This window comes from Bradyrhizobium sp. 41S5 (assembly GCF_011516665.3).
Classification (GTDB): Bacteria; Pseudomonadota; Alphaproteobacteria; order Rhizobiales; family Xanthobacteraceae; genus Bradyrhizobium; species Bradyrhizobium quebecense.
On record NZ_CP083721.1, the window covers coordinates 3,816,015 to 3,835,449 of the forward strand.

17 protein-coding genes are annotated in these 19,435 nt (G+C 64.7%); 9 read left to right on the plus strand and 8 right to left on the minus strand.

All coding sequences use genetic code 11. The annotated features are described in order from the left end of the window. Nucleotides 1–71: 71 nt before the first annotated feature. The 7 genes from fabD (at nt 72) to gmk (ending at nt 6,953) form a co-directional block, all read left to right on the plus strand. The gene (gene fabD, locus HAP47_RS18115) at nt 72–1,025 is read left to right on the plus strand and encodes an ACP S-malonyltransferase (protein ID WP_173643192.1); all 954 of its coding nucleotides are present in this window, start codon (nt 72–74) and stop codon (nt 1,023–1,025) included. 21 nt (nt 1,026–1,046) lie between these two features. After that, the gene (gene fabG / locus HAP47_RS18120) at nt 1,047–1,784 is read left to right on the plus strand and encodes a 3-oxoacyl-[acyl-carrier-protein] reductase (protein WP_173643193.1); all 738 of its coding nucleotides are present in this window, start codon (nt 1,047–1,049) and stop codon (nt 1,782–1,784) included. 289 nt (nt 1,785–2,073) lie between these two features. After that, nucleotides 2,074–2,313, plus strand: a complete 240-nt coding sequence (locus HAP47_RS18125; RefSeq protein ID WP_002716125.1) for an acyl carrier protein — start codon at nt 2,074–2,076, stop codon at nt 2,311–2,313. Between the two features lie 96 nt (nt 2,314–2,409). Then, nucleotides 2,410–3,675, plus strand: a complete 1,266-nt coding sequence (fabF, locus tag HAP47_RS18130; RefSeq protein WP_173643194.1) for a beta-ketoacyl-ACP synthase II — start codon at nt 2,410–2,412, stop codon at nt 3,673–3,675. Nucleotides 3,676–3,907: 232 nt separating this feature from the next. Beyond that, on the plus strand, nt 3,908–5,167 hold the full coding sequence (gene mltG / locus HAP47_RS18135) for an endolytic transglycosylase MltG (RefSeq protein ID WP_173643195.1): 1,260 nt from the start codon (nt 3,908–3,910) through the stop codon (nt 5,165–5,167). A 241-nt stretch (nt 5,168–5,408) separates the two neighbouring features. Next, a complete protein-coding gene (locus tag HAP47_RS18140; protein ID WP_173643196.1) occupies nt 5,409–6,296 on the plus strand; it encodes a YicC/YloC family endoribonuclease in 888 nt (295 codons plus the stop codon). Between the two features lie 3 nt (nt 6,297–6,299). Continuing rightward, complete coding sequence (gene gmk / locus HAP47_RS18145; protein WP_173643197.1) at nt 6,300–6,953, plus strand: guanylate kinase; 654 nt, start codon at nt 6,300–6,302, stop codon at nt 6,951–6,953. Between the two features lie 66 nt (nt 6,954–7,019). On the opposite strand, the gene HAP47_RS18150 is transcribed toward gmk, so the two are convergent. The 8 genes from HAP47_RS18150 to lptF form a co-directional block, all read right to left on the minus strand. Further along, the gene (locus HAP47_RS18150; RefSeq protein WP_173643198.1) at nt 7,020–8,054 is read right to left on the minus strand and encodes a hypothetical protein; all 1,035 of its coding nucleotides are present in this window, start codon (nt 8,052–8,054) and stop codon (nt 7,020–7,022) included. Between the two features lie 262 nt (nt 8,055–8,316). Then, nucleotides 8,317–9,375, minus strand: a complete 1,059-nt coding sequence (locus HAP47_RS18155) for an alcohol dehydrogenase (protein ID WP_173643199.1) — start codon at nt 9,373–9,375, stop codon at nt 8,317–8,319. Between the two features lie 19 nt (nt 9,376–9,394). Continuing rightward, nucleotides 9,395–10,249, minus strand: a complete 855-nt coding sequence (gene rsmA / locus HAP47_RS18160; protein WP_173643200.1) for a 16S rRNA (adenine(1518)-N(6)/adenine(1519)-N(6))-dimethyltransferase RsmA — start codon at nt 10,247–10,249, stop codon at nt 9,395–9,397. Then, entirely contained in the window at nt 10,250–11,251 is a 1,002-nt protein-coding gene (gene pdxA, locus HAP47_RS18165) for a 4-hydroxythreonine-4-phosphate dehydrogenase PdxA (protein WP_173643201.1), read from the minus strand. A 17-nt stretch (nt 11,252–11,268) separates the two neighbouring features. Then, nucleotides 11,269–12,216, minus strand: coding sequence for a SurA N-terminal domain-containing protein (locus HAP47_RS18170; RefSeq protein WP_173643202.1), 948 nt, complete (start codon nt 12,214–12,216; stop codon nt 11,269–11,271). Between the two features lie 87 nt (nt 12,217–12,303). Continuing rightward, entirely contained in the window at nt 12,304–14,721 is a 2,418-nt protein-coding gene (locus tag HAP47_RS18175) for an LPS-assembly protein LptD (protein ID WP_173643203.1), read from the minus strand. A gap of 77 nt (nt 14,722–14,798) precedes the next feature. Continuing rightward, nucleotides 14,799–15,896 (minus strand): LPS export ABC transporter permease LptG, encoded by a 1,098-nt coding sequence (lptG, locus tag HAP47_RS18180; protein WP_173643204.1) that lies wholly within the window; start codon nt 15,894–15,896, stop codon nt 14,799–14,801. Next, nucleotides 15,893–17,059: an LPS export ABC transporter permease LptF gene (gene lptF / locus HAP47_RS18185; protein ID WP_173643205.1), complete on the minus strand. Its 1,167-nt coding sequence runs from the start codon at nt 17,057–17,059 to the stop codon at nt 15,893–15,895. Before lptF ends, lptG begins: the two co-directional genes overlap by 4 nt. A 361-nt stretch (nt 17,060–17,420) precedes the next feature. Between lptF and HAP47_RS18190 the strand changes: the two genes are divergently transcribed. Both HAP47_RS18190 and HAP47_RS18195 read left to right on the plus strand, forming a co-directional pair. Continuing rightward, entirely contained in the window at nt 17,421–18,923 is a 1,503-nt protein-coding gene (locus HAP47_RS18190; protein ID WP_173643206.1) for a leucyl aminopeptidase, read from the plus strand. Nucleotides 18,924–18,941: 18 nt separating this feature from the next. Then, nucleotides 18,942–19,394 (plus strand): DNA polymerase III subunit chi, encoded by a 453-nt coding sequence (locus tag HAP47_RS18195; RefSeq protein WP_173643207.1) that lies wholly within the window; start codon nt 18,942–18,944, stop codon nt 19,392–19,394. The last annotated feature ends 41 nt before the right edge of the window (nt 19,395–19,435 follow it).

Here is a 19,435-nt window from a genome sequence, read left to right on the forward strand (position 1 = left end):
GGATACCGTTTTCCCCTGCGGCAGGCGCGGCGCTTGCGCGGGGATCACGCTCAACAAGGCAGGGAGCGCCGATGACGGCAGCATTCACGTTTCCCGGGCAGGGCTCGCAGGCGGTTGGCATGGGCAAGGCCCTGGCCGACGCCTTTCCGGTCGCGAAGGCCGTGTTCGACGAGGTCGATTCCGCATTGGGCGAGAAGCTGACCGCGATCATCTGGGATGGTCCGGGCGAGACATTGCAACTGACCGAAAATGCCCAGCCGGCGCTGATGGCGGTCTCGATCGCCACGTTGCGCGTGCTCGAGAGCGAGGCCGGCTTCTCCGTTGGTCGCAACGCGGCCTTCGTTGCCGGGCACTCGCTCGGCGAGTATTCGGCGCTTGCCGCCGCCGGCAGCCTGACGGTCAGCGACACTGCGCGGCTGCTCCGGACCCGCGGGCTTGCCATGCAGAAGGCGGTGCCGGTCGGCGCCGGTGCGATGGCGGCGCTGCTCGGCCTCGATTACGAGGCGGCGGTCGCGGTCGCCAACGAGGCGGCACAGGGCCAGGTCTGCCAAGCCGCCAACGACAATGGCGGTGGCCAGGTGGTGGTCTCCGGCGACAAGGCGGCCGTCGATCGCGCGGTCGAGATCGCCAAGACCAAGGGCGCGAAGCGCGCCATGCTGCTGCCGGTGTCGGCGCCGTTCCACTGCAAGCTGATGCAGCCGGCGGCCGATGCGATGGCAGAGGCGCTGGCCGGCGTCACCATCAAGGCGCCCGCGGCGCCGCTGGTCTCCAACGTGCTGGCTTCCGCCATCACCGATCCCGACGAGATCCGCCGCCGCCTGGTCGAGCAGGTCACGGGGACGGTTCGCTGGCGCGAGTCGGTTGCCTATATGGCCGGCCAGGGCGTGACGCGGTTCTTCGAGATCGGCGCCGGCAAGGTGCTGAGCGGCCTCGTCAAGCGCATCGCCGATGGCGCGGTCGGCGTGTCCGTCGGCGGCCCGAACGATATTGCTGCGGCCAAGGATGCGCTGGCAGCATCGGCGTAAAGCAGCCGGAAGGAGAATTCGATGTTTGATCTGACTGGCAAGACGGCGCTCGTGACGGGCGCAACCGGCGGCATCGGTGGCGCGATCGCGCAGGCGCTGCATGCGCAGGGCGCGACGGTCGCGATTTCGGGGACGCGGCGCGAGGTGCTGGACGGCTTCGCGGCCAAGCTCGGCGAGCGCGTTCATGTGCTGCCGTGCAATCTCTCGAGCAAGGATGACGTCGAGGCGCTGGTGCCGGCGGCGGAAGCCGCGATGGGGCAGGTCGACATCCTGGTTGCGAATGCCGGCATCACCCGCGACAACCTATTCGTGCAGCTGCGCGACGAGGATTGGGACGACGTGATTGCGGTCAACCTGACTGCGACATTCCGCCTGGCGCGCGCGGCGACGAAATTGATGATGCGCAAGCGCTTCGGCCGCATCATCGCGATCACCTCGATCGTCGGCGTCACCGGCAATCCCGGGCAGGGCAACTACACCGCGTCGAAGGCCGGCATCATCGGCCTGATCAAGACGCTGGGCGCCGAATACGCCAAGCGCGGCGTGACCGCGAATTGCATCGCGCCGGGCTTCATCAAGACGCCGATGACGGATGCGCTCAACGACAAGCAGCGCGAAGCCATCCTGGCGAAGGTTCCTGCGGCGCGACTCGGAACGCCCGAGGATATCGCTGCGGCAGCGGTCTATCTGGCCTCGAACGAGGCCGCCTACGTCACCGGACAGACGATTCACGTCAACGGCGGGATGGCTATGATTTGAGCTGGTTGCTGGCTCTCGCAATGCGGCGAAAAGCCGTTTTCGAGAGCCGGTTCAGGCGTATAGTCAAGGCTTGGGAAGTATGATAGCTGAACCCCCCATGGATGGGCAAAGAACGCCATTGCAGGATTTTGAAACCCTGTATATTGGCGTGGCGACGCCTGCCGTTCGCCGGGGCTTTAGTCGGCTACGACCGGGCCGAATCAAGACTATGCGCGACTGAGTAATCGAGACGACCACGATGGCTCGTATCGTCTTGGGGTCGGGTCCAATGGAACAACGAGGTTGAACGATGAGTGAGATTGGCGAGCGGGTTAAGAAGATTGTGGTCGAGCACCTTGGTGTCGAACCCGAGAAGGTGGTCGATAGCGCGAGCTTCATCGATGACCTCGGCGCCGACAGCCTCGACACGGTCGAGCTCGTGATGGCTTTCGAAGAAGAATTCGGTTGCGAGATTCCCGACGACGCGGCGGAGACGATTCTGACCGTGGGCGACGCGACCAAGTTTCTCGAGAAGAACGCGAAGAGCTGACGCCGATCGCGAAGTTGACGGGGCCGGACGGACCGTGATCGAGCGGTCCCCCGGCTTCTTATTATTAGCGGCGCATTGCCGGCCGGAGACGTGGAAATGAGACGAGTTGTCGTCACGGGGCTGGGCATGCTTACGCCGCTCGGCTGCGGCGTTGACGCAACCTGGGCGCGCATACTCGCCGGCGACAGCGGCGGCAAGAAGATCGACACCTTCGAAGTGTCCGACCTCCCGAGTCAGGTCGCCTGCTACATTCCGCGCGGCGACGGCTCCAACGGCACCTTCAATCCGGATCAGTGGATGGAGCCGAAGGACCAGCGCAAGGTCGACGACTTCATCCTCTACGCGATGTGCGCGGCCAAGCAGGCGCTCGACGATGCCGACTGGCATCCGAAGTCCGATGAGGACCAGTTCGCCACCGGCACGATGATCGGCTCCGGCATCGGCGGCCTCACCGGCATCGCCGAGACTGCGGTTCTGCTGAAGGAGCGTGGGCCGCGCAGGATCTCTCCCTTCTTCATTCCGGGCCGCCTGATCAATCTGGCGTCCGGCTACGTCTCGATCGAGCACGGCCTGAAAGGGCCCAATCATGCGGTCGTCACCGCGTGCTCGACCGGCGCGCACGCGGTCGGCGATGCGGCGCGGCTGATCGCGCTTGGCGACGCCGACGTGATGCTCGCAGGTGGCGCCGAATCGCCGATCTCCCGCATCGGCATCGCAGGCTTCTGCGCGGCGCGGGCGCTGTCCACCGGCTTCAACGACACGCCGGAAAAGGCATCGCGGCCCTACGACAAGGATCGCGATGGCTTCGTGATGGGCGAGGGTGCCGGCATCCTCGTGCTCGAGGAATACGAGCACGCCAAACGGCGTGGTGCGAAGATCTATGCCGAGGTCACCGGCTACGGCCTGTCGGGCGATGCCTTCCACATCACCTCGCCGCCGCCGGACGGCAATGGCGGCTTCCGCAGCATGAGCATGGCGCTGAAGCGCGCCGGTCTCGTCGCATCCGATCTCGACTACATCAATGCGCACGGCACCTCGACGCAGGTCGGCGACGAGATCGAGCTCGGCGCGGTCGAGCGTCTGCTCGGCAACGCGGCTTCGAAGGTTTCGATGTCGTCGACCAAGTCGGCGACCGGACATCTGCTCGGCGCGGCCGGTGCGATCGAGGCGATCTTCGCGGTGCTGGCGATTCGCGATAACGTGGTGCCGCCGACCATCAATCTCGACAATCCGTCGGTGCAAACGGCGATCGATCTTGTGCCGCACACGTCGCGCAAGCGTGACGTGAATGTGGCGCTGTCCAATTCCTTCGGTTTCGGCGGCACAAATGCCTCCGTGATCGTGCAGCGCGTGACCAATTAGTAGGTCGTTAGAGCGTTTTCGAGCGAAGTGGGTACTGGGTACCGATTCGCGTGAAGAAAACGCGTCAAAATAAGAATCTAAAGTCCCGTTCCGATGTGATCGGAACGGGACTTTAGAACTAGTCCACCGTTTTGCCGTATTCCGCGGTGACTCCTAATAGCGGGCGTATGCTATTGGCAGGGCAGGGGTTTGTCCGGCCACGATTCAGCCGGCAGGATATTGGTTTGCATCGATGAGTGAGAGGCCGCCCATTTCACCAAGGAGTCCACGTGCCGCGCTGGAGCCCGAGCAGGTTCCGCCGCCGCCCAAGCGCTCGGATCGTGCCCGCAATCCTTTCGTGATCGTCGGAAATGCCATCTTCACCATCCTGATCATCCTGATGATCGGCGCCGGCGCCACCTATTACTACGGCAAGCAGACGCTGGAATCGCCGGGGCCGCTGCAGGAAGACAAGGTCGTCAACATCCCCGCGCGCGCCGGCAAGCGTGACATCGCCGACGTGCTGTCGCGCGAGGGCGTGATCAACGTGAATCCGTGGGTCTTCATCGGCAGCGTGTTTGCGTTGAAGGCGAGCTCCGATCTGAAGCCCGGCGAATATTCGTTCCAGAAGAATGCCAGCCTGCGCGACGTCATCGCCACCATCGTCGACGGCAAGGTGGTGCAGCACGCCATCACGATCCCGGAAGGTCTGACCTCGGAGCAGATCGTGACGCGGCTCACCGACAACGACATCTTCACCGGCTCGGTGCGCGAGATTCCGCGCGAGGGCACGCTGTTGCCGGAGACCTACAAATTCCCGCGCGGCACCACGCGAGACCAGGTGATCCAGCGCCTGCAGCAGGCGCAGAAGCGCGTGCTCGCCGAGATCTGGGAACGCCGCAACACCGATTCGCCGCTGAAATCGCCAGACCAACTGGTGACGCTGGCCTCGATCGTCGAGAAGGAAACCGGCCGCGCTGACGAGCGCAGCCGTGTCGCCGCCGTGTTCGTCAACCGCCTGCGGCAGAGGATGAAGCTGCAGTCCGACCCGACCATCATCTACGGACTGGTGGGCGGCAAGGGAACGCTGGGGCGTCCGATCAAGCGCAGCGAGATCACGCAGCCGTCGCCCTACAACACCTATGTGATCGACGGCCTGCCGCCGGGACCGATCGCCAATCCCGGCCGCGCCTCGCTGGAGGCCACCGCCAATCCGGCGCGCACCCGCGACCTGTTCTTCGTTGCCGATGGAACCGGCGGCCACGCCTTTACCGAAACCTACGACCAGCACGCCAAGAACGTCGCCAAGCTGCGCGCGTCGGAAAAGCAGATCCAGAACGACACCGTCGAGCCCGCGGATGATCCGGCGCCAGCCGCCGCGGCGCCCGGCGCGGCCGACACCAATCCCACGGCGGCCACGCCGCCGAAGCCCACCAATCAGAAGAAACCGCTGCGCAGCGGTCGCCAGGGCGCAGCCCAGCAGACCACTTCGCCGCCCGTTGTGCAGCGCTAAAGCGCGATGAGATCATTGCACTTTAGCTTCTTGTTCGAGCATGATCTCCGCGCAAACGCTTCGCGTTTGTCGCGAGGGAAAACCGCTTCACGCTTTTCCGGATCATGCCGTAGCTCAGCATTTCCCGAGGGTGGAACGTAATTCCACTTTCACGGAATCCGTTTTAAGGTCGTACCGGCTGCCCACGAGTCTCGTCGTCTCCGGGTGAGTCCCATATCCTTCTGTTGGAGAGTTTCACGCGATGGCGCTATCGAGCATGACCGGCTTTGCCCGAAGCCATGGCGCGAGCGGTCCCTATACGTTCGAGTGGGAGCTGAAGTCGGTCAACGCCAAGGGCTTTGACCTGCGGTTGCGGCTGCCGCCGGGCTGGGACGAACTGGAAGCCCTCGCCAAGAAGCGGGCCGGCGAGTTGCTGTCGCGCGGCACGGTCTACGCCAATCTCAGCGTCAAGCGCACCGATGCGGCGCAGACCATCCGGATCAATGAGGACGTGCTGGCCGCGGTCGTGAAGGTCGCAGGTGAGCTCGCGCAGCGGATCGACGCGGTGGCGCCGAGCATCGACGGATTGCTCGGCATCAAGGGCGTCATCGAGGTGGTCGAGCCTGACAGCAACGAGGACGAGGACAAGGCGGCGCGCGAGGCCGCCGCGAAGGCGTTCGAGCAGGCGCTCGGCAGCCTCGTGGAGATGCGCCGCCGCGAGGGCGATGCGCTTGGCCAGATCCTGATGCAGCGCATGGACGAGATCGAGCGGCTCGCCAAGCGCGCCGAGACGGCTCCCGGCCGCAAGCCGGAGGCGATCAAGGCGCGGCTTGCCGAGCAGATCGCGGCATTGCTGGAGACCTCCGATCGCTTCGATGCCGACCGGCTGAGCCAGGAGGCGATCCTGATCGCCACCAAAGCCGATATCCGCGAGGAGCTCGACCGCATCGCCTCGCACATCGGCCAGGCGCGCGAGATGATCGGCAAGGGCGGACCGGTCGGGCGCCGGCTCGACTTCCTCGCCCAGGAGTTCAATCGCGAAGTCAACACCTGCTGCTCGAAGTCGAACGACGTCGAGCTGACCAATACCGGCCTTGAAATGAAGAACGTGGTCGAGCAGTTCCGCGAACAGGTCCAGAATCTGGAGTGAACGATGACGGCGCAGGGTTTTGACGGCGTTGAGCGGCGCGGACTGATGTTCGTCCTGTCGTCGCCCTCGGGCGCCGGCAAGACGACGCTGTCGCGCATGCTGATCGAGCGGATGCCGGGCTTGAAGATGTCGGTGTCGGCGACCACGCGGCCGAAGCGGCCGGGCGAGGTCGAGGGCCGCGACTATTTCTTCGTCGACAAGACCAAGTTCGAGGCAATGGCCAAGCAGGGTGAGCTGCTGGAATGGGCCACCGTGTTCGACAACCGCTACGGCACGCCGCGCGCGCCGGTCGAGGCTGCGCTCGGGGCCGGCGAGGATGTGCTGTTCGACATCGATTGGCAGGGCACCCAGCAATTGCGCGAGAAGGCGCGGGCCGACGTGGTCAGCGTTTTCATCCTGCCGCCGTCAGCCGCCGACCTCGAGAAGCGGCTGCACACCCGTGCGCAGGATTCCGATGAAGTCATCCGCGGGCGGATGAACCGCGCCACCCATGAGCTGAGCCACTGGGCGGAATATGACTACATCGTCGTCAACCAGAACGTCGACGACGCCTTTGCCGAGGTGCAGTCGATCCTGAAGGCCGAGCGTCTCAAGCGAGAGCGCCGCACCGGCCTCACCGAGTTCGTCCGCGGCCTGCAGCGTCAGCTCGAGAAGTAGCGCGACCGGAACAGTGATGCGACCCGGGGATCGAATCACGTCTCATCTGCTTTCCTGAGCGCGATTCTAGTTCGCCACGCTGCGCGCCAGTCGCTGCAGCATCGCCGCGATCTGCTTGTTGTCTTGCTCGGTTTGATCCGCCTCGCGCGGCCTCTCGCGGCGAGCAACCGGCGTCTCGGCGCGGCGCGGAACCGGTGTCTCCGACCGGCGCGGCGTCGCCTCCGACAGGCGCAGCGGACGGTCGCGGCTGACCACTGCCATCGGCGGCGCCGGCTCGGTGTGGAGTGAATCCCAGGGCGCACGCCATTCGTCGCTGATCTGGTAGGGCGGCGTACGCATGCGGGTCAGCCGGAACACCAGCGCGCTGACCAGGCCCGCCAGCGCCAATGCGCCGACCATCACGATCAGCAGCATCTGCGTCGAGGACGACGACTTCTCGGCGGACGCCTCCATTGTCACGGGGGCGGCTGGTGCCGGCGCGGCCGTTTGTTGCGGCGTTGCATCGGCCTGTGCAACTACGGTTGGCTGGTCTGCGGCGTGCCGGGTTCCGTTGGTTCCGGCCATGCTCGATGCATCCAGCCATCGGGCGTTCACCTCCGACGCCTGGGCGTTGGCGCCGGCGGGCGCGGCGGACGCCGCCGGGGCGGTCGTCGCCGCAGTGCCGGACTGACCGGCGTCTGCGCTCGCGACCGGCGCGGTTGCGGCCTGCGGGGAGGGCCACTCGGCATGCGCGTCGGCGACGGATTTGCGCATGGCCGGCTGGGGCGCTGGCTGGCTCTGTGGCGGCGTTGCATCGGCGGTCGTGGTGTCCGGCGCGGCGGCCGCGGGCTGTTGCTGCGTCGTCGCGGTCTTGGCGACGGTCTTGGTCTTGGCGTCACCAAGATACCAGCATTGCTTCTTGGTGCTGCGGTCGAGATGGTAGAACCAGTGGCTCCCCGCCGGCGCGGTTCCCTTCGGCGCGGACAGACAGCTATCTGCGGTCTTCGCATTCGCCGTATTGGTGCTCGCCGTGGCGGCGGTCTGGGCCATGGCCGTGAGGTTGGCACCAGCCAACATGCTGACGGCAAGCGCCGCAGCGAATTTCGCTGAACGATTTGACATACGCGTCCCCGGTATTTCTTTTTACGCAAACGCTGGTGCAGCCAATCTCGGTAAAGAGTTGGGTCGCAATGCGCCGCAAATCCGGAACGGGTAGGGCTTAATTGAGGCTCGCCTCGCACCGCAATTGCGGCGGGCTGAAGGCTGGAACGCGGGCTGAATGATCGCTCGGTCGGCTGTCAGGTTCCGCAGGACCAAAGCTCGCGTTGCTGCTGCGAGAACGTTGCGTCCCGCCGGCGATCGCAACGCCGGCGGGACGTCTTCGTTAGTTCTTCAGGACGATGCGTCCCACGACCTTGCCGGCGCGCAGCTCGTCGATCCACTTCTGGACGTCGGCCATCGGCTCTTCCTTCATCGGGGTCGGCTTGATCTTGCCGGCGCGGGCGAGCGCCATCAGCTCCTGGCCTTCGGCCAGCGTGCCCACCATGAAGCCTTCGATGGTCATGCGCTTGTAGACCCATTGCACCATCGGCAGCGTGAACTGGCCGCCCATCAGGCCGGACACCACGATCTTGCCGCCACGTGCGACCGTCGACACCGCAAACGCCATCGACTTCTCGTTGCCGGCGAAGTCGACCACGCCGTCGAAGCCGCCGTCGCTCTCCTTCAGCATGCGCTTGACGACATCGGGCTCCGCGGGATCGTAGGCCGCCGCGGCACCGTTCTTCAGGGCGGTCTCGCGCGCCGCCGGGCTGAGATCGGCAACCGCGATCGGCTGCTTGAACATCGCCTGCGCAAACGACAGGCCCATCATGCCGACCCCGCCGAGCCCGATCAGCAGCAGATTGCGCTGGCGCGGACGATCGACCAGGCGCTTCAGCGCGCCGTAAGCCGTGACGCCGGAGCACATCAGCGTGGCGGCCTGATTGACCGGCAGCGGATCGTAATCGAGCAGGTATTTCGCGTCGGGCACCAGCACATGGGTGGCGAAGCCGCCGTCGATCGAGACGCCGAGGAAGCGCTGTTTGACGCAGAGATTCTCGTCGCCGGCGAGACAGTCGCGGCACTGGCCGCAGCCGATCCAGGGAAACACCGCCTTCTTCGTGCCGACCAGACCCTTCGGCGCATCGGGACCGACCTCGTCGACCACGCCCGCGATCTCATGGCCGAGCGTGAAGGGCAGGGTCATGCCGCGGGTGGTGTCGAGCTTCTTGCCGCCGCCGAGATCGGCGTAACCGTCCTGGATGTGGAGATCGGAATGACAGAGGCCGCAGCGCTCGATGCGCACCAGCACTTCGCGTCCCTGCGGCTTGGGTGTGTCCACGATGGTTTCGCACAGCGGTGCATCGAATTTGACGAGGGATTGGCGAACCATACGCGCCATTACGTTTTCTCCTGATGTTCTATTTTGTGGACCGTATATCGGCCAATTCCCTGGCCATGGCAACAAAGCCCGTGACCGGAATGGTTTCGGCGCGCCGTGTCGCGTCGATCTGGGCTGCGGCAGCAAGCCGCGCCGGGTCGACTGACAGCGACTTCAGGCTCTGGCGCAGCATCTTGCGGCGCTGGCCGAAGGCCGCGGCGGCCACCTGCTCGAGCATGCGGCGGTCGCACGGCTCCGGCGCGGCGCGCGGTATCAATCGTACCACCGAGGAGGTGACCTTCGGCTGCGGCACGAAGGCTGCGGGCGAAATGTCGAACAGGATCCTGGTCTCGGCGCGCCAGTTGGCGAGCACTGCGAGCCTGCCATAGGCTTCCTCTTCCTCATGGGCGACGATGCGCTCGGCGACCTCGCGCTGAAACATCAACACCATGGTGTCGTACCAGGGCGGCCACGGCTCGATCGACAGCCAGTCGACCAGGAGCGGGGTTGCGATGTTGTAGGGCAGGTTGGCGACGATCTTGGCCTTGCCGCCATCGAGCAGGGGACGCGGATCAAAGTGCTGCGCGTCGCCATGCACGATCTCGATGCGGCCTGGATAGCGCTTGACGATGTAGTCGAGTGCATCGATCGCGCGTTCGTCGCGCTCGATGGCGATGACGCGCTTGGCGCCCATTGCAAGCAGTGCGCGCGTCAATCCGCCGGGGCCGGGTCCGACCTCGATCACGGTGGCGTCTTCCAGCGGGCCCGCGGCACGGGCAATGCGTGCGGTGAGATTGAGATCGAGCAGGAAATTCTGGCCGAGCGATTTGCGCGCCGACAGCGAATGCTCGCGAATGATGTCGCGCAGCGGCGGCAGATCGTCGATCGCGCTCACTTAGCTTGATGCCGCGGCCATACGCGCGGCGAGCCGGAGCGCGGCGATCAGGCTCGAGGGATTGGCCTTGCCGGTGCCGGCGATATCGAACGCGGTGCCGTGATCGGGCGACGTCCGGATGAAGGGCAGGCCCAGCGTGACGTTGACGGCGTCCTCGAACGCGACGGTCTTGATCGGGATGAGCGCCTGGTCGTGATACATGCAGAGCGCGCAGTCATAGGTCTTGCGCGCGGCTGCGTGGAACATGGTGTCGGCCGGCAACGGGCCTCGGGCGGCAATGCCGTCGCGGCGCAGGATCTCGACCGCGGGCGCGACGATCTCGATGTCTTCCATGCCGAGCGTGCCGTCTTCACCGGCATGCGGGTTGAGGCCGGCGACCGCAAGCCGCGGCGAGGCGAGGCCAAACCGCGCCTTCATGTCGGCGACCAGTATCCGCGCGGTCGACACGATCAGGTCGGTCGACAATTGCGCCAGCGCCTCGCGGACCGACACATGGATCGTCACCGGGACGACGGCGAGCGCCGGCGACCACAACATCATCACCGGCTGCGGCGCGGGCCCGCCGCGGGCGGCAAGCTCGGCGAGGAATTCGGTGTGGCCGGGATGGCGGAAGCCGGCGCGGTACAACACGTTCTTGGCGATCGGATTGGTGACGACGGCGCTGGCCTTGCCCGACGCAACATCGGCGACGGCCTGACGGATCGACGCCAGCGCGGCATCGGCGCTCGTTCCGTCCGGCTTGCCCGGTCGCGCCGTCGCCGCCTTGTCGGTCGCAACGACGGGCAGGGCCCGCGCAAATGCCGCGGATGCCTCCTCGGCGCTGACCTCGGCAAACTCGACGGCAAGCCTCAGCGTCTTGGCGCGCTCGGCCAGGGCGGCGCGGTCACCGAGCAGATAGAACGGCGGAAGATCGAGTTCGCGACGGCGCAGCCACGCGGCGAGCGTGATGTCGGGGCCGATGCCTGCGGGCTCGCCGGATGTCAGTGCGAGAGGTTGAGCCATGCGTCAACGATAGTCGATCATCGCCCGCCTGGATATTCGATCATCGCGGCTTTCCGGACTTCCTGCAGGTAGGCCTTCGACTTCGCCTCGTACTTCTGCACGTACATCTTGTCCCGCATCTCACGCTTCTTCGGCGTGTCCACGGTGGTCGCCTTCCGGCCGCAGAGGGCGACCATCTCGATGCCCTGCTTGGTGACCTCGGGAGGGGTGAGGTGGCCGACCGGGGTCTTGTCCAGGATGTCACGCAGCGCCTGCGGCAGGTCGGCCGAAGTCTTTACGACGATCTCGCGGATCGCGGCGTTGCGCATCGACTTGAAGAAGGTGTTGGCTTCCTCGCAGGAGGTCACGCGCTCGCGCAGGGTGTCCGCTTCCTTGCGGCGGTTCTCGAATTCGGATGGCGGAGAGCCGCGGGGCACGATCAGAACGACGGGTTGCATCCGGTATTCGAACGCTTCGGCGTCGGGGGCATCACCGGTCTCCTTGACCGCGGTGGCGACGTCCCTTTCGCCGACCTGCAGGCTTTCCTTGAAGCGGCCGCGGACCAGGCTGGTCCAGACCATGTCGGCTCTGATGCGCTGCTTGAGCGTATCGGGGCGGATGCCCTTGCTCTCGAGGACCTTGGTCAGCTGGTCGTTGTTCAGCCGCATCCGTTGCGCCATGCCGCCATAGGATTGCTCGATATCGTTGGCGGTGGGATCGACGCCGAATTTCTTGGCTTCCTTGATCTTCAGCTTCTCGTCGATCAGTTCGTCGAGGATGGCCTTTCGATCGGGATTCTTGCCGCCGGTCAGGCCGTTCAGCTTGGCGCGCTGCTCGACGTCGAAACTGGTGATGGGTTCGCCATTGACCATCACGGCGATGGTCTGGGCATGCAGTCGCGCACCGCCCCCCAACAGGAGGAAAAGAGCTAGCAGGGAACTCAACACTAGCGAATGGCAGCGGGTTGGCAGGCTAGCGGTCGTCATTGTTGTCATGTCAGCCGTTTAAACCAATTCAAGCCGGGGCCACCGGCCCGCGGGCAATACAAGCCCCCAATTCAAGCTCCTCGCTCGCTACTGCATGCCAGCCGAACTGCTGGTCGTGGAGGTCTGGGCGATGGTCCGCAGCCCGATCTGGAACATGAACGCATGGCTGAGGACGGGCGGCTGCGAGCCTGCTTGATAGGTATAGGACGTGATGTAGTTGGCAGCCAGCACGAAGCAGTCGTCCACATAGCCCGCGCCGACGGCATACTGGTTGATCTTGTTCGCTTCAAGGTCCCAGCGCGCCGCACCCTGAACCACCCAGTTCGACGCCACCTTGACCGATCCGCTGGTGAGGATGCCCTCGCGGCGCGTCAGGTAGCCGAGTTCCGGTTGCGCCGCATAGTCGCCGTAGGTCACGGCGATCGACCAGCGGTCGAAATTCGCGCTCGCCGTTGCCTCGAACCGGTTGATGTTCCAGGTCGCTTCATCCATCCGCGAGCGGACGCTGAAGGTGTAGGTGCGGTTGGGCGAATAGGCGAGGCTCGCGACATAATCCGAGCGCGGGTTCTGCAGCCCGGAGTCGATGCCGGTGTTGGTGACGTCGGCGACCGCGAACGAGTTCATCCCGAACATCTGGTAGGACTGTCCGAACATCCCCTTGATGCTGCCGCCGCGGTCGAATTGCGTGGTGGCCTGCACGCCGACATTGGCTCGGCTACCGCCCTCGACGCGGTCGTAGCCGGAGAACTTGTCGACCGCGAACAGGTTGCTGGTATCGAACACCAGGCTCTGCGCGTCCTCGTTCGGAAGCTTGCCGGCATCGGGTTCGTTGGGCCGGATGATGACCTGCGCGATCGGTTCGACGGTGGTCGTGCCCCACGGCTGCACATTGATGAAGGGATAGCGGTATTCGAAGCCGACGGTCGGCATCAAGCGGACCGTCTGGGTGTCGCCGACCGGCAGGAAGTTGGAAACGCCCGGCTGGTTCGAGATGTCGGCGTTGATCGCATCGGCACGGACGCTGGCGAACGGCGTCCAGATCTGGCCGAGCGGGTCGGTGTAGGACTTGCGCCATTGCGCCTCGGCCGTCAGCCTTGTGTAGGTGCCCGGCATGCCGCGCAGCAGGCACTGCGACGGGGTTCGCGCCATTGGATCCGCGGACGTGGTCAAGCACAGGCCGTTGGTGTTGGCGGTCGTCGTGATCGGATCGAACACCGCGGTTTCGCGGGTCAGGTTGACGAAGTTCATCCTGTAGCTCAACTCGCCACCCAGGATGTTGCTGTTGATCACGTTATTGTAGTCGATCACGGGCGCGACCACCGGGACCTGGTTCTGGTTGCCCGAGTAGCTGAGATAGTAGATCGCGCGCGCGTCGAAGAAGCTGCGGTTGCCGACGCCGGTCAGATAGAGCTGCGAGATCGCTTCCGTCGGCAGCGACAGGAACGAACCGAACGGATCTTTGTACTGGGCGAGCCGGTAGTCGGACATGAAGAAGTAGTCGGACAGCACGACGCCGTCCCAGCCCCAGACCCATTTGTCGTTCAGCGCGAACTGGCCCTTGGTGTCGACGCCCCAGCGGAATTGGCGGTCGCCAGGCTGGCCCTTGAAGGCGTCCTGATCGAGCTGGTCGATGCCGTAAAGCCTGATCTGATAGGAGCCGTCCACGAAGCGCTGGCGGAATTCGGTCTGCAGCAGCACGCCCTGCTTCGTGGTGATGCGCGGACTGAAGGTCGCGTCCATGTCAGGCGCGATCGCCCAATAATACGGGATTTCGACGCCGTAGCCGAACGCCGTGTAGGTGGTGAAGCCCGGCATCAGGAAGCCGCTCTTGCGCTTCACGGTCGGATCGGGCGTCGAGAAATAGGGCATGTAGGCCATCGGAACGCCGAAGAATTCGAGCTGGGCGTTCTCGAAATAGAGCATCTTCTCGGTCTGGTCATGGATGATGCGCGCGCCCTTGACCTGCCAGAGCGGCGGCTTCTTCGGATCATCCTTACAGGGGGCGCAGGCGGTATAAACGCCGTTGTCGAACACCGTGTAATTGCCGCTGGATCGATCGGCGCGGGTCGCCGCCATGCGGGTCTGGTCTTCAGTGTCGACGCGTAGCGAATCGACGAACCCGTCGCGGTAGTCGTCGCTGAGATCCAGGATGTTGGCGTAGGTGATCTTGCCTTCCGCATCGGTCATGCGGATGTTGCCTTCGGCATGAAGACGCTTGGTCTTCTGGTCGTAGATGACCTTGTCGGCCTCGACGCTGGTGCCGTTGTAGAACATCTGGACGTTGCCGACGGCCGAGATGCGGCTGTTGTTGTAGTCGTAATCGACCTCGGTCGCCTGAACGAGCATCTGCCCGTCATTCTTGGCCGGCGGGCGGACCGGCTTCGGCGGACGCGGATTGTAGGTGAAGGCCTGCGCTGAAGCCGGCGTCGACGCGACCACGTCGAGCGCGCCGACCACGACGAACGCGGCAAGCAGAGCAGAAATCGAAACGCCAAACGCGGCCATGCGGCTCCGTTGACGGCGCAGGGCACTGCGCCGCCCGGATACAGGCGACCTCAACTGGCGGGCGGCGACGGTAGCCACTACCCGTCCTCCTGGTACAGCAAGGCTAAGAAACCGGTGAGGCTACCCACAACGACAGGCAACCACGCCGCAGCGATGGGATGCATCAACTCAGCCTTGCTCAAATCTTCAGTTACTTTCGACAGGACGTAGAGCAGAAAGCCTGCGCCCACGCCACTCAAAACCATCTTCTGCACGCCGCCCATCCGGAAGAAGCGGAGGCTCACAGAAGCCGCCAACATCACCATCGCAGCCAGCAAAAATGGCTGTGCGATGAGCTTGTGATACTGCAAGCGATAGCCGGCCGTCGCGAACCCTGAGCTCTCCGACGAACGGATGTAGTTCGGCAGTTGCCAAAAGGACACAGTTTCGGGGGTGGAGAAACTGTTGCGCACCTGTGCTGGTGTCAGGGTGGTGGTCAGGTAGAAGGTGTCCTGATCCACCGGAGCCTTGTCGAGGGTGTATCGGCGTACTCCCGTGAACGCCCAGCGGCCTTCTTCGAGCGTCGCTTCGCGGGCCTCGATTCGTTCCTTGAACTGCAGCGCCGTATCGAATCGGAACACCGTGAGGCCGGTCAGCCGGATGCCCTGCTGCTCGCTGCGGGCTGCATTGATGATCGCCTGACCTTCGTCGTTGATCTGGTTGAGCCAGAAGCCGGACGCGTCCTGGATGCCACCGCCGGGCGCCGAGCCGAACAGCTCGGCCTCCATCCGCTTGGAGAGCTCGCGCAGATTGGCCGACACGGGATTGTAGGCGGTCGTCGCAAAAATGCCGAGCATGATCGCACTGACCAGCGCCGGCGAGATGAATTGCCAGGCCGAGACGCCGGCAGCGCGTGCAACGACGAGCTCCAGTCGCCGCGACAGCGCGAGATAGCAGGTCATCGCGCCGATCAGCACGCAGAACGGCATCAGTTTCTCGAGCAGTTGCGGCACGCGGAACAGCGAGGTTTCCGCGACCGTGATCGCGGAGGCCCCGACGAGGCTCGACGTCTTGCGCACCATCTCGATGTAGTCGACCAGCACGAGCAGCACGAAGATGCCCGCGAACACGCCCACCGCCGCGACGACGAAGCGGCCGGCAAAATAACGCCCGAGCGTATTTGTGACCATGCTCATGCGGTGGCCGGCCTCCGGAAGAGGCGCGCAATGCGTTCGTTGTTCCTGTTGATCGCTTCCATCAATGCCGCTGGCGGTTCGACGACCACGCCGCCAATGATCATCCAGATCCCGACGCCGATGCCGGCGAACAGCATCAGATATTGCACCAGGGCAGCCAGCGGCGTCTTCACCGCCATGACGGAGCAGGCGAATCCGACCATGCGCAGGCCGAACACCGCGAATACCGAGCCGCCAATCGAGAAATTGCGGCTTTGGCGCGTGGTGCGCGGCGCGCCGAGGAAGGCAAAGGTGAGGGCCGCGAACGCAAACGGATAGATCGGCGCCATGAAGCGATCATGCAGCTCCGCGAAGAACTGGCCCGACAGCTGCTGATAGGTCTGGTCGTTCTCGTCCGGCCGCATCAGTTCCCAGAGGTAGCGCTCGCGAATTCCGAGCGTGACGTCGCGGCCTTGCGAGAATTTCGACATGTCGAAAGCGTAGCGCTGAAACACCACCAGCGTCGGATCGCGCTTGCCGACTTCGAATCGCTCGAGATTGCCGTCCTCCAGCACGAGATATGAGCCGCTCTCGTTCTTCAGCACGGTGCCGTGGTCGGCGACGATGGTGACGCGCTGCTGCGGATCGCGGCGATCGTCGACGAAAACGCCGCCGAGCACGCCGCCTGGCAGGCGCTCGCGGATCCGAATCGTCAGGTTCTGATCGAGCTGGGCGAAGCGGCCGGGCTGCAGGATGTTGGTCAGAACGTCGGCGGTGATCTCGGCATCCCACTGCTTGATTCGACGCATGCCGTCGGGGGCGAGATAGGCGCCGATGAAGGCGACCAGCGCCGCGACCACGCAGGTGGCGAAGAAGAACGGCCGGAACAGCCGGAACGGCGAGAAGCCCGCCGCATTCATCACGATGATCTCGGAATCGGTCGCGAGCTTGTTGAGCGTGTGCGAGATCGCGATCATCAGCGCGATCGGGGCGATGATCAGGACCAGGGCAGGAATCACGAGGCTGGTGATGCCGAGGAACGTGAGGATGGTCTGACCCTGGCTGGTCATCAGGTCGATGCCGCGCAACGCCTGGGTAATCCAGATCACGCCGGTAAGGCTGACCAGGACAAGCGCAAACGACGCCAGCGTCGTTTTGAAGATGTACTTGTCGATCGACCCCATCGCTACCGCACGGCCCCGTTGGCGCAACCAAACGCACGGCTTTCGACCAATCCCGTCAACCCGGGTTCCCCAATGGTCGAGCCGCGGACTCGTCCGGCTCACTCTCTGTTCACAATCTCACTACCATCCCTTTGATCCGTCAACAAAATGGCCGGGCCAAGGCACGCTTAATTTATGGTTAATTAATCGCTTTTGTGGCCTTCCGGCCACTCCGGCGCTTGGCAGCGGCGCAGCCGACAGGTCATAGTGTGCCACAAGCCCGGCCCGGGTCGCCCCGGACCGCCATCGCAATGCTCACCGCCGCGTGCCGGAAGGGCCGCCTCAGGCACGAGCAACACCCTGAGTTCTGGAGGATTTTCCTATGTCCGACGCCGTCAAGGTCGGCTTCGTTCCGCTCTCCGCGTCCGCCCGCGGCATTCTGGTCGCCTTTTGCGACGAGCAATTGAAGCTGGGAGCCGCCACCCGGAAGGCGCTGGGAGCTGCCGCCGAGACCGTCAAGCGGGCCGCTGCCGCCAACCAGTTCAAGGGCAAGAGCGGGGCGGCGCTGGACATCCTGGCCCCGGAGGGAATCAAGGTCGACCGGCTGATCGTGATCGGCACCGGCAAGGCGGCCGACCTCAAGGAGAAGGATCTGCTCAAGTTCGGCGGCGTGGTAGCGGGCAAGCTCAACGCCGGCAGCGGCGCGATGACCGTCCTCGCGGAACTGCCAGATGAGGCAATGACAGCCGGCCAGGCGGCGACGATCGCGACCGGCATCCGGCTGCGCGCCTACAAGTTCGACCGCTACAAGACCAAGAAGAAGGACGGCGAGGACGGCACCGTACGCGCCGACGTCTCGATCGCGGTCGAGGACGTCGCTTCTGCCAGGAAGGCGTTTGCGCCCGAATCGTCCATCGTCGACGGCGTGAACCTGGCGCGTGAGCTCGTCAACGAGCCGCCGAACGTGCTGTACCCCGAAGAGTTCGCGCGCCGCGCCAGCCAGCTGCGCAAGCTCGGCGTCACCGTCGAGGTCCTCGACGTCAAGGCGATGACCAAGCTCGGCATGGGCGCGCTGCTCGGCGTCGGGCAGGGCTCGGTACGGCCCAGCCGCACCGTGATCATGCGCTGGAACGGCGGCAAGAAGAGCGAGGCGCCGGTCGCCTTCGTCGGCAAGGGCGTCTGCTTCGACACCGGCGGTATCTCCATCAAGTCGGCCGGCGGCATGGAGGATATGAAGGGTGACATGGGCGGTGCGGCCTGCGTGGTCGGGCTGATGCACGCGCTCGCGGCGCGCAAGGCCCGCGTCAACGCGGTCGGTGCCATCGGCCTCGTCGAGAACATGCCCGACGGCAATGCGCAGCGCCCTGGCGACATCGTTACCTCGATGTCCGGCCAGACCATCGAAATCATCAACACCGACGCGGAGGGGCGCCTCGTGCTCGCCGACGTGCTCTGGTACGTCGCCAAGAAGTGCAAGCCGAAATTCATGGTCGATCTCGCGACGCTCACCGGCGCGATCATGGTCGCGCTCGGCACCGATCACGCCGGCCTGTTCTCCAACAATGACGAACTCGCCGAGCGCCTCGCCAAGGTCGGCCTTCAGACCGGCGAGAAGGTGTGGCGCATGCCGCTCGGTCCCGAATACGACAAGCAGATCGACTCGCAATTCGCCGACATGAAGAACACCGGCGGGCGCAATGGCGGCTCGATCACGGCCGCGCAATTCCTGCAGCGCTTCGTCGACGGCACGCCCTGGGCCCATCTCGATATCGCCGGCACCGCGATGGGCGCGCCGAAGACCGAGATCAATCAGAGCTGGGGCTCAGGTTACGGTGTCCGGCTGCTCGAGCGGCTCGTCTCCGAGTATTATGAAGCCAAGAAATAATAGAGTGTCGGCCGGCGCATGACCGAGGTTCTGTTCTACCATCTGCAGAACGTGACGCTGGAAAGCGTGCTGCCGCCGCTGCTCGAGAAGTCGCTCGAGCGCGGCTGGCGGGTGGTCGTGCAATCGACCTCGCAGGAGCGCGCCGAGACGCTCGACGCGCATTTGTGGACCTACAGCGACGATTCATTCCTGCCGCATGCGAGCTCGCGGGTCGCCGACGCCCAGGACCAGCCGATCATCCTGTCGATCGAGGAGGGCAATCCGAATCGGGCCAATGTCCGGTTCCTGGTCGACAACGCGGCGCTTCCTGCCGACTGCGACAGCTACGAGCGCCTGGTCCTCGTGTTCAACGGCGACGACCCCGACGCGGTGGCTTCGGCGAGGGAGAGCTGGACCGCTTGTAAGGCACGCGGCTTCGAGGTCACCTATTGGCAGACCGACGAGCGGGGACGCTGGCAGCGGCGCCAATAGCGATATCGATGAATTAATGATAATTCGACGTTTCCTCGGGC

What these genes read in the sequence shown, in the direction of transcription:
- lptG (WP_173643204.1), bottom strand. Translation starts at nt 15,896, where the DNA reads ATGAGCATGGTCACAAATACGCTCGGGCGTTATTTTGCCGGCCGCTTC.
- lptF (WP_173643205.1), bottom strand. Translation starts at nt 17,059, where the DNA reads ATGGGGTCGATCGACAAGTACATCTTCAAAACGACGCTGGCGTCGTTT.
- HAP47_RS18125 (WP_002716125.1), top strand. Translation starts at nt 2,074, where the DNA reads ATGAGTGAGATTGGCGAGCGGGTTAAGAAGATTGTGGTCGAGCACCTT.
- mltG (WP_173643195.1), top strand. Translation starts at nt 3,908, where the DNA reads ATGAGTGAGAGGCCGCCCATTTCACCAAGGAGTCCACGTGCCGCGCTG.
- HAP47_RS18175 (WP_173643203.1), bottom strand. Translation starts at nt 14,721, where the DNA reads ATGGCCGCGTTTGGCGTTTCGATTTCTGCTCTGCTTGCCGCGTTCGTC.
- HAP47_RS18150 (WP_173643198.1), bottom strand. Translation starts at nt 8,054, where the DNA reads ATGTCAAATCGTTCAGCGAAATTCGCTGCGGCGCTTGCCGTCAGCATG.
- HAP47_RS18195 (WP_173643207.1), top strand. Translation starts at nt 18,942, where the DNA reads ATGACCGAGGTTCTGTTCTACCATCTGCAGAACGTGACGCTGGAAAGC.
- HAP47_RS18170 (WP_173643202.1), bottom strand. Translation starts at nt 12,216, where the DNA reads ATGACGACCGCTAGCCTGCCAACCCGCTGCCATTCGCTAGTGTTGAGT.
- HAP47_RS18155 (WP_173643199.1), bottom strand. Translation starts at nt 9,375, where the DNA reads ATGGCGCGTATGGTTCGCCAATCCCTCGTCAAATTCGATGCACCGCTG.
- fabF (WP_173643194.1), top strand. Translation starts at nt 2,410, where the DNA reads ATGAGACGAGTTGTCGTCACGGGGCTGGGCATGCTTACGCCGCTCGGC.
- HAP47_RS18190 (WP_173643206.1), top strand. Translation starts at nt 17,421, where the DNA reads ATGTCCGACGCCGTCAAGGTCGGCTTCGTTCCGCTCTCCGCGTCCGCC.
- fabG (WP_173643193.1), top strand. Translation starts at nt 1,047, where the DNA reads ATGTTTGATCTGACTGGCAAGACGGCGCTCGTGACGGGCGCAACCGGC.
- pdxA (WP_173643201.1), bottom strand. Translation starts at nt 11,251, where the DNA reads ATGGCTCAACCTCTCGCACTGACATCCGGCGAGCCCGCAGGCATCGGC.
- HAP47_RS18140 (WP_173643196.1), top strand. Translation starts at nt 5,409, where the DNA reads ATGGCGCTATCGAGCATGACCGGCTTTGCCCGAAGCCATGGCGCGAGC.
- gmk (WP_173643197.1), top strand. Translation starts at nt 6,300, where the DNA reads ATGACGGCGCAGGGTTTTGACGGCGTTGAGCGGCGCGGACTGATGTTC.
- fabD (WP_173643192.1), top strand. Translation starts at nt 72, where the DNA reads ATGACGGCAGCATTCACGTTTCCCGGGCAGGGCTCGCAGGCGGTTGGC.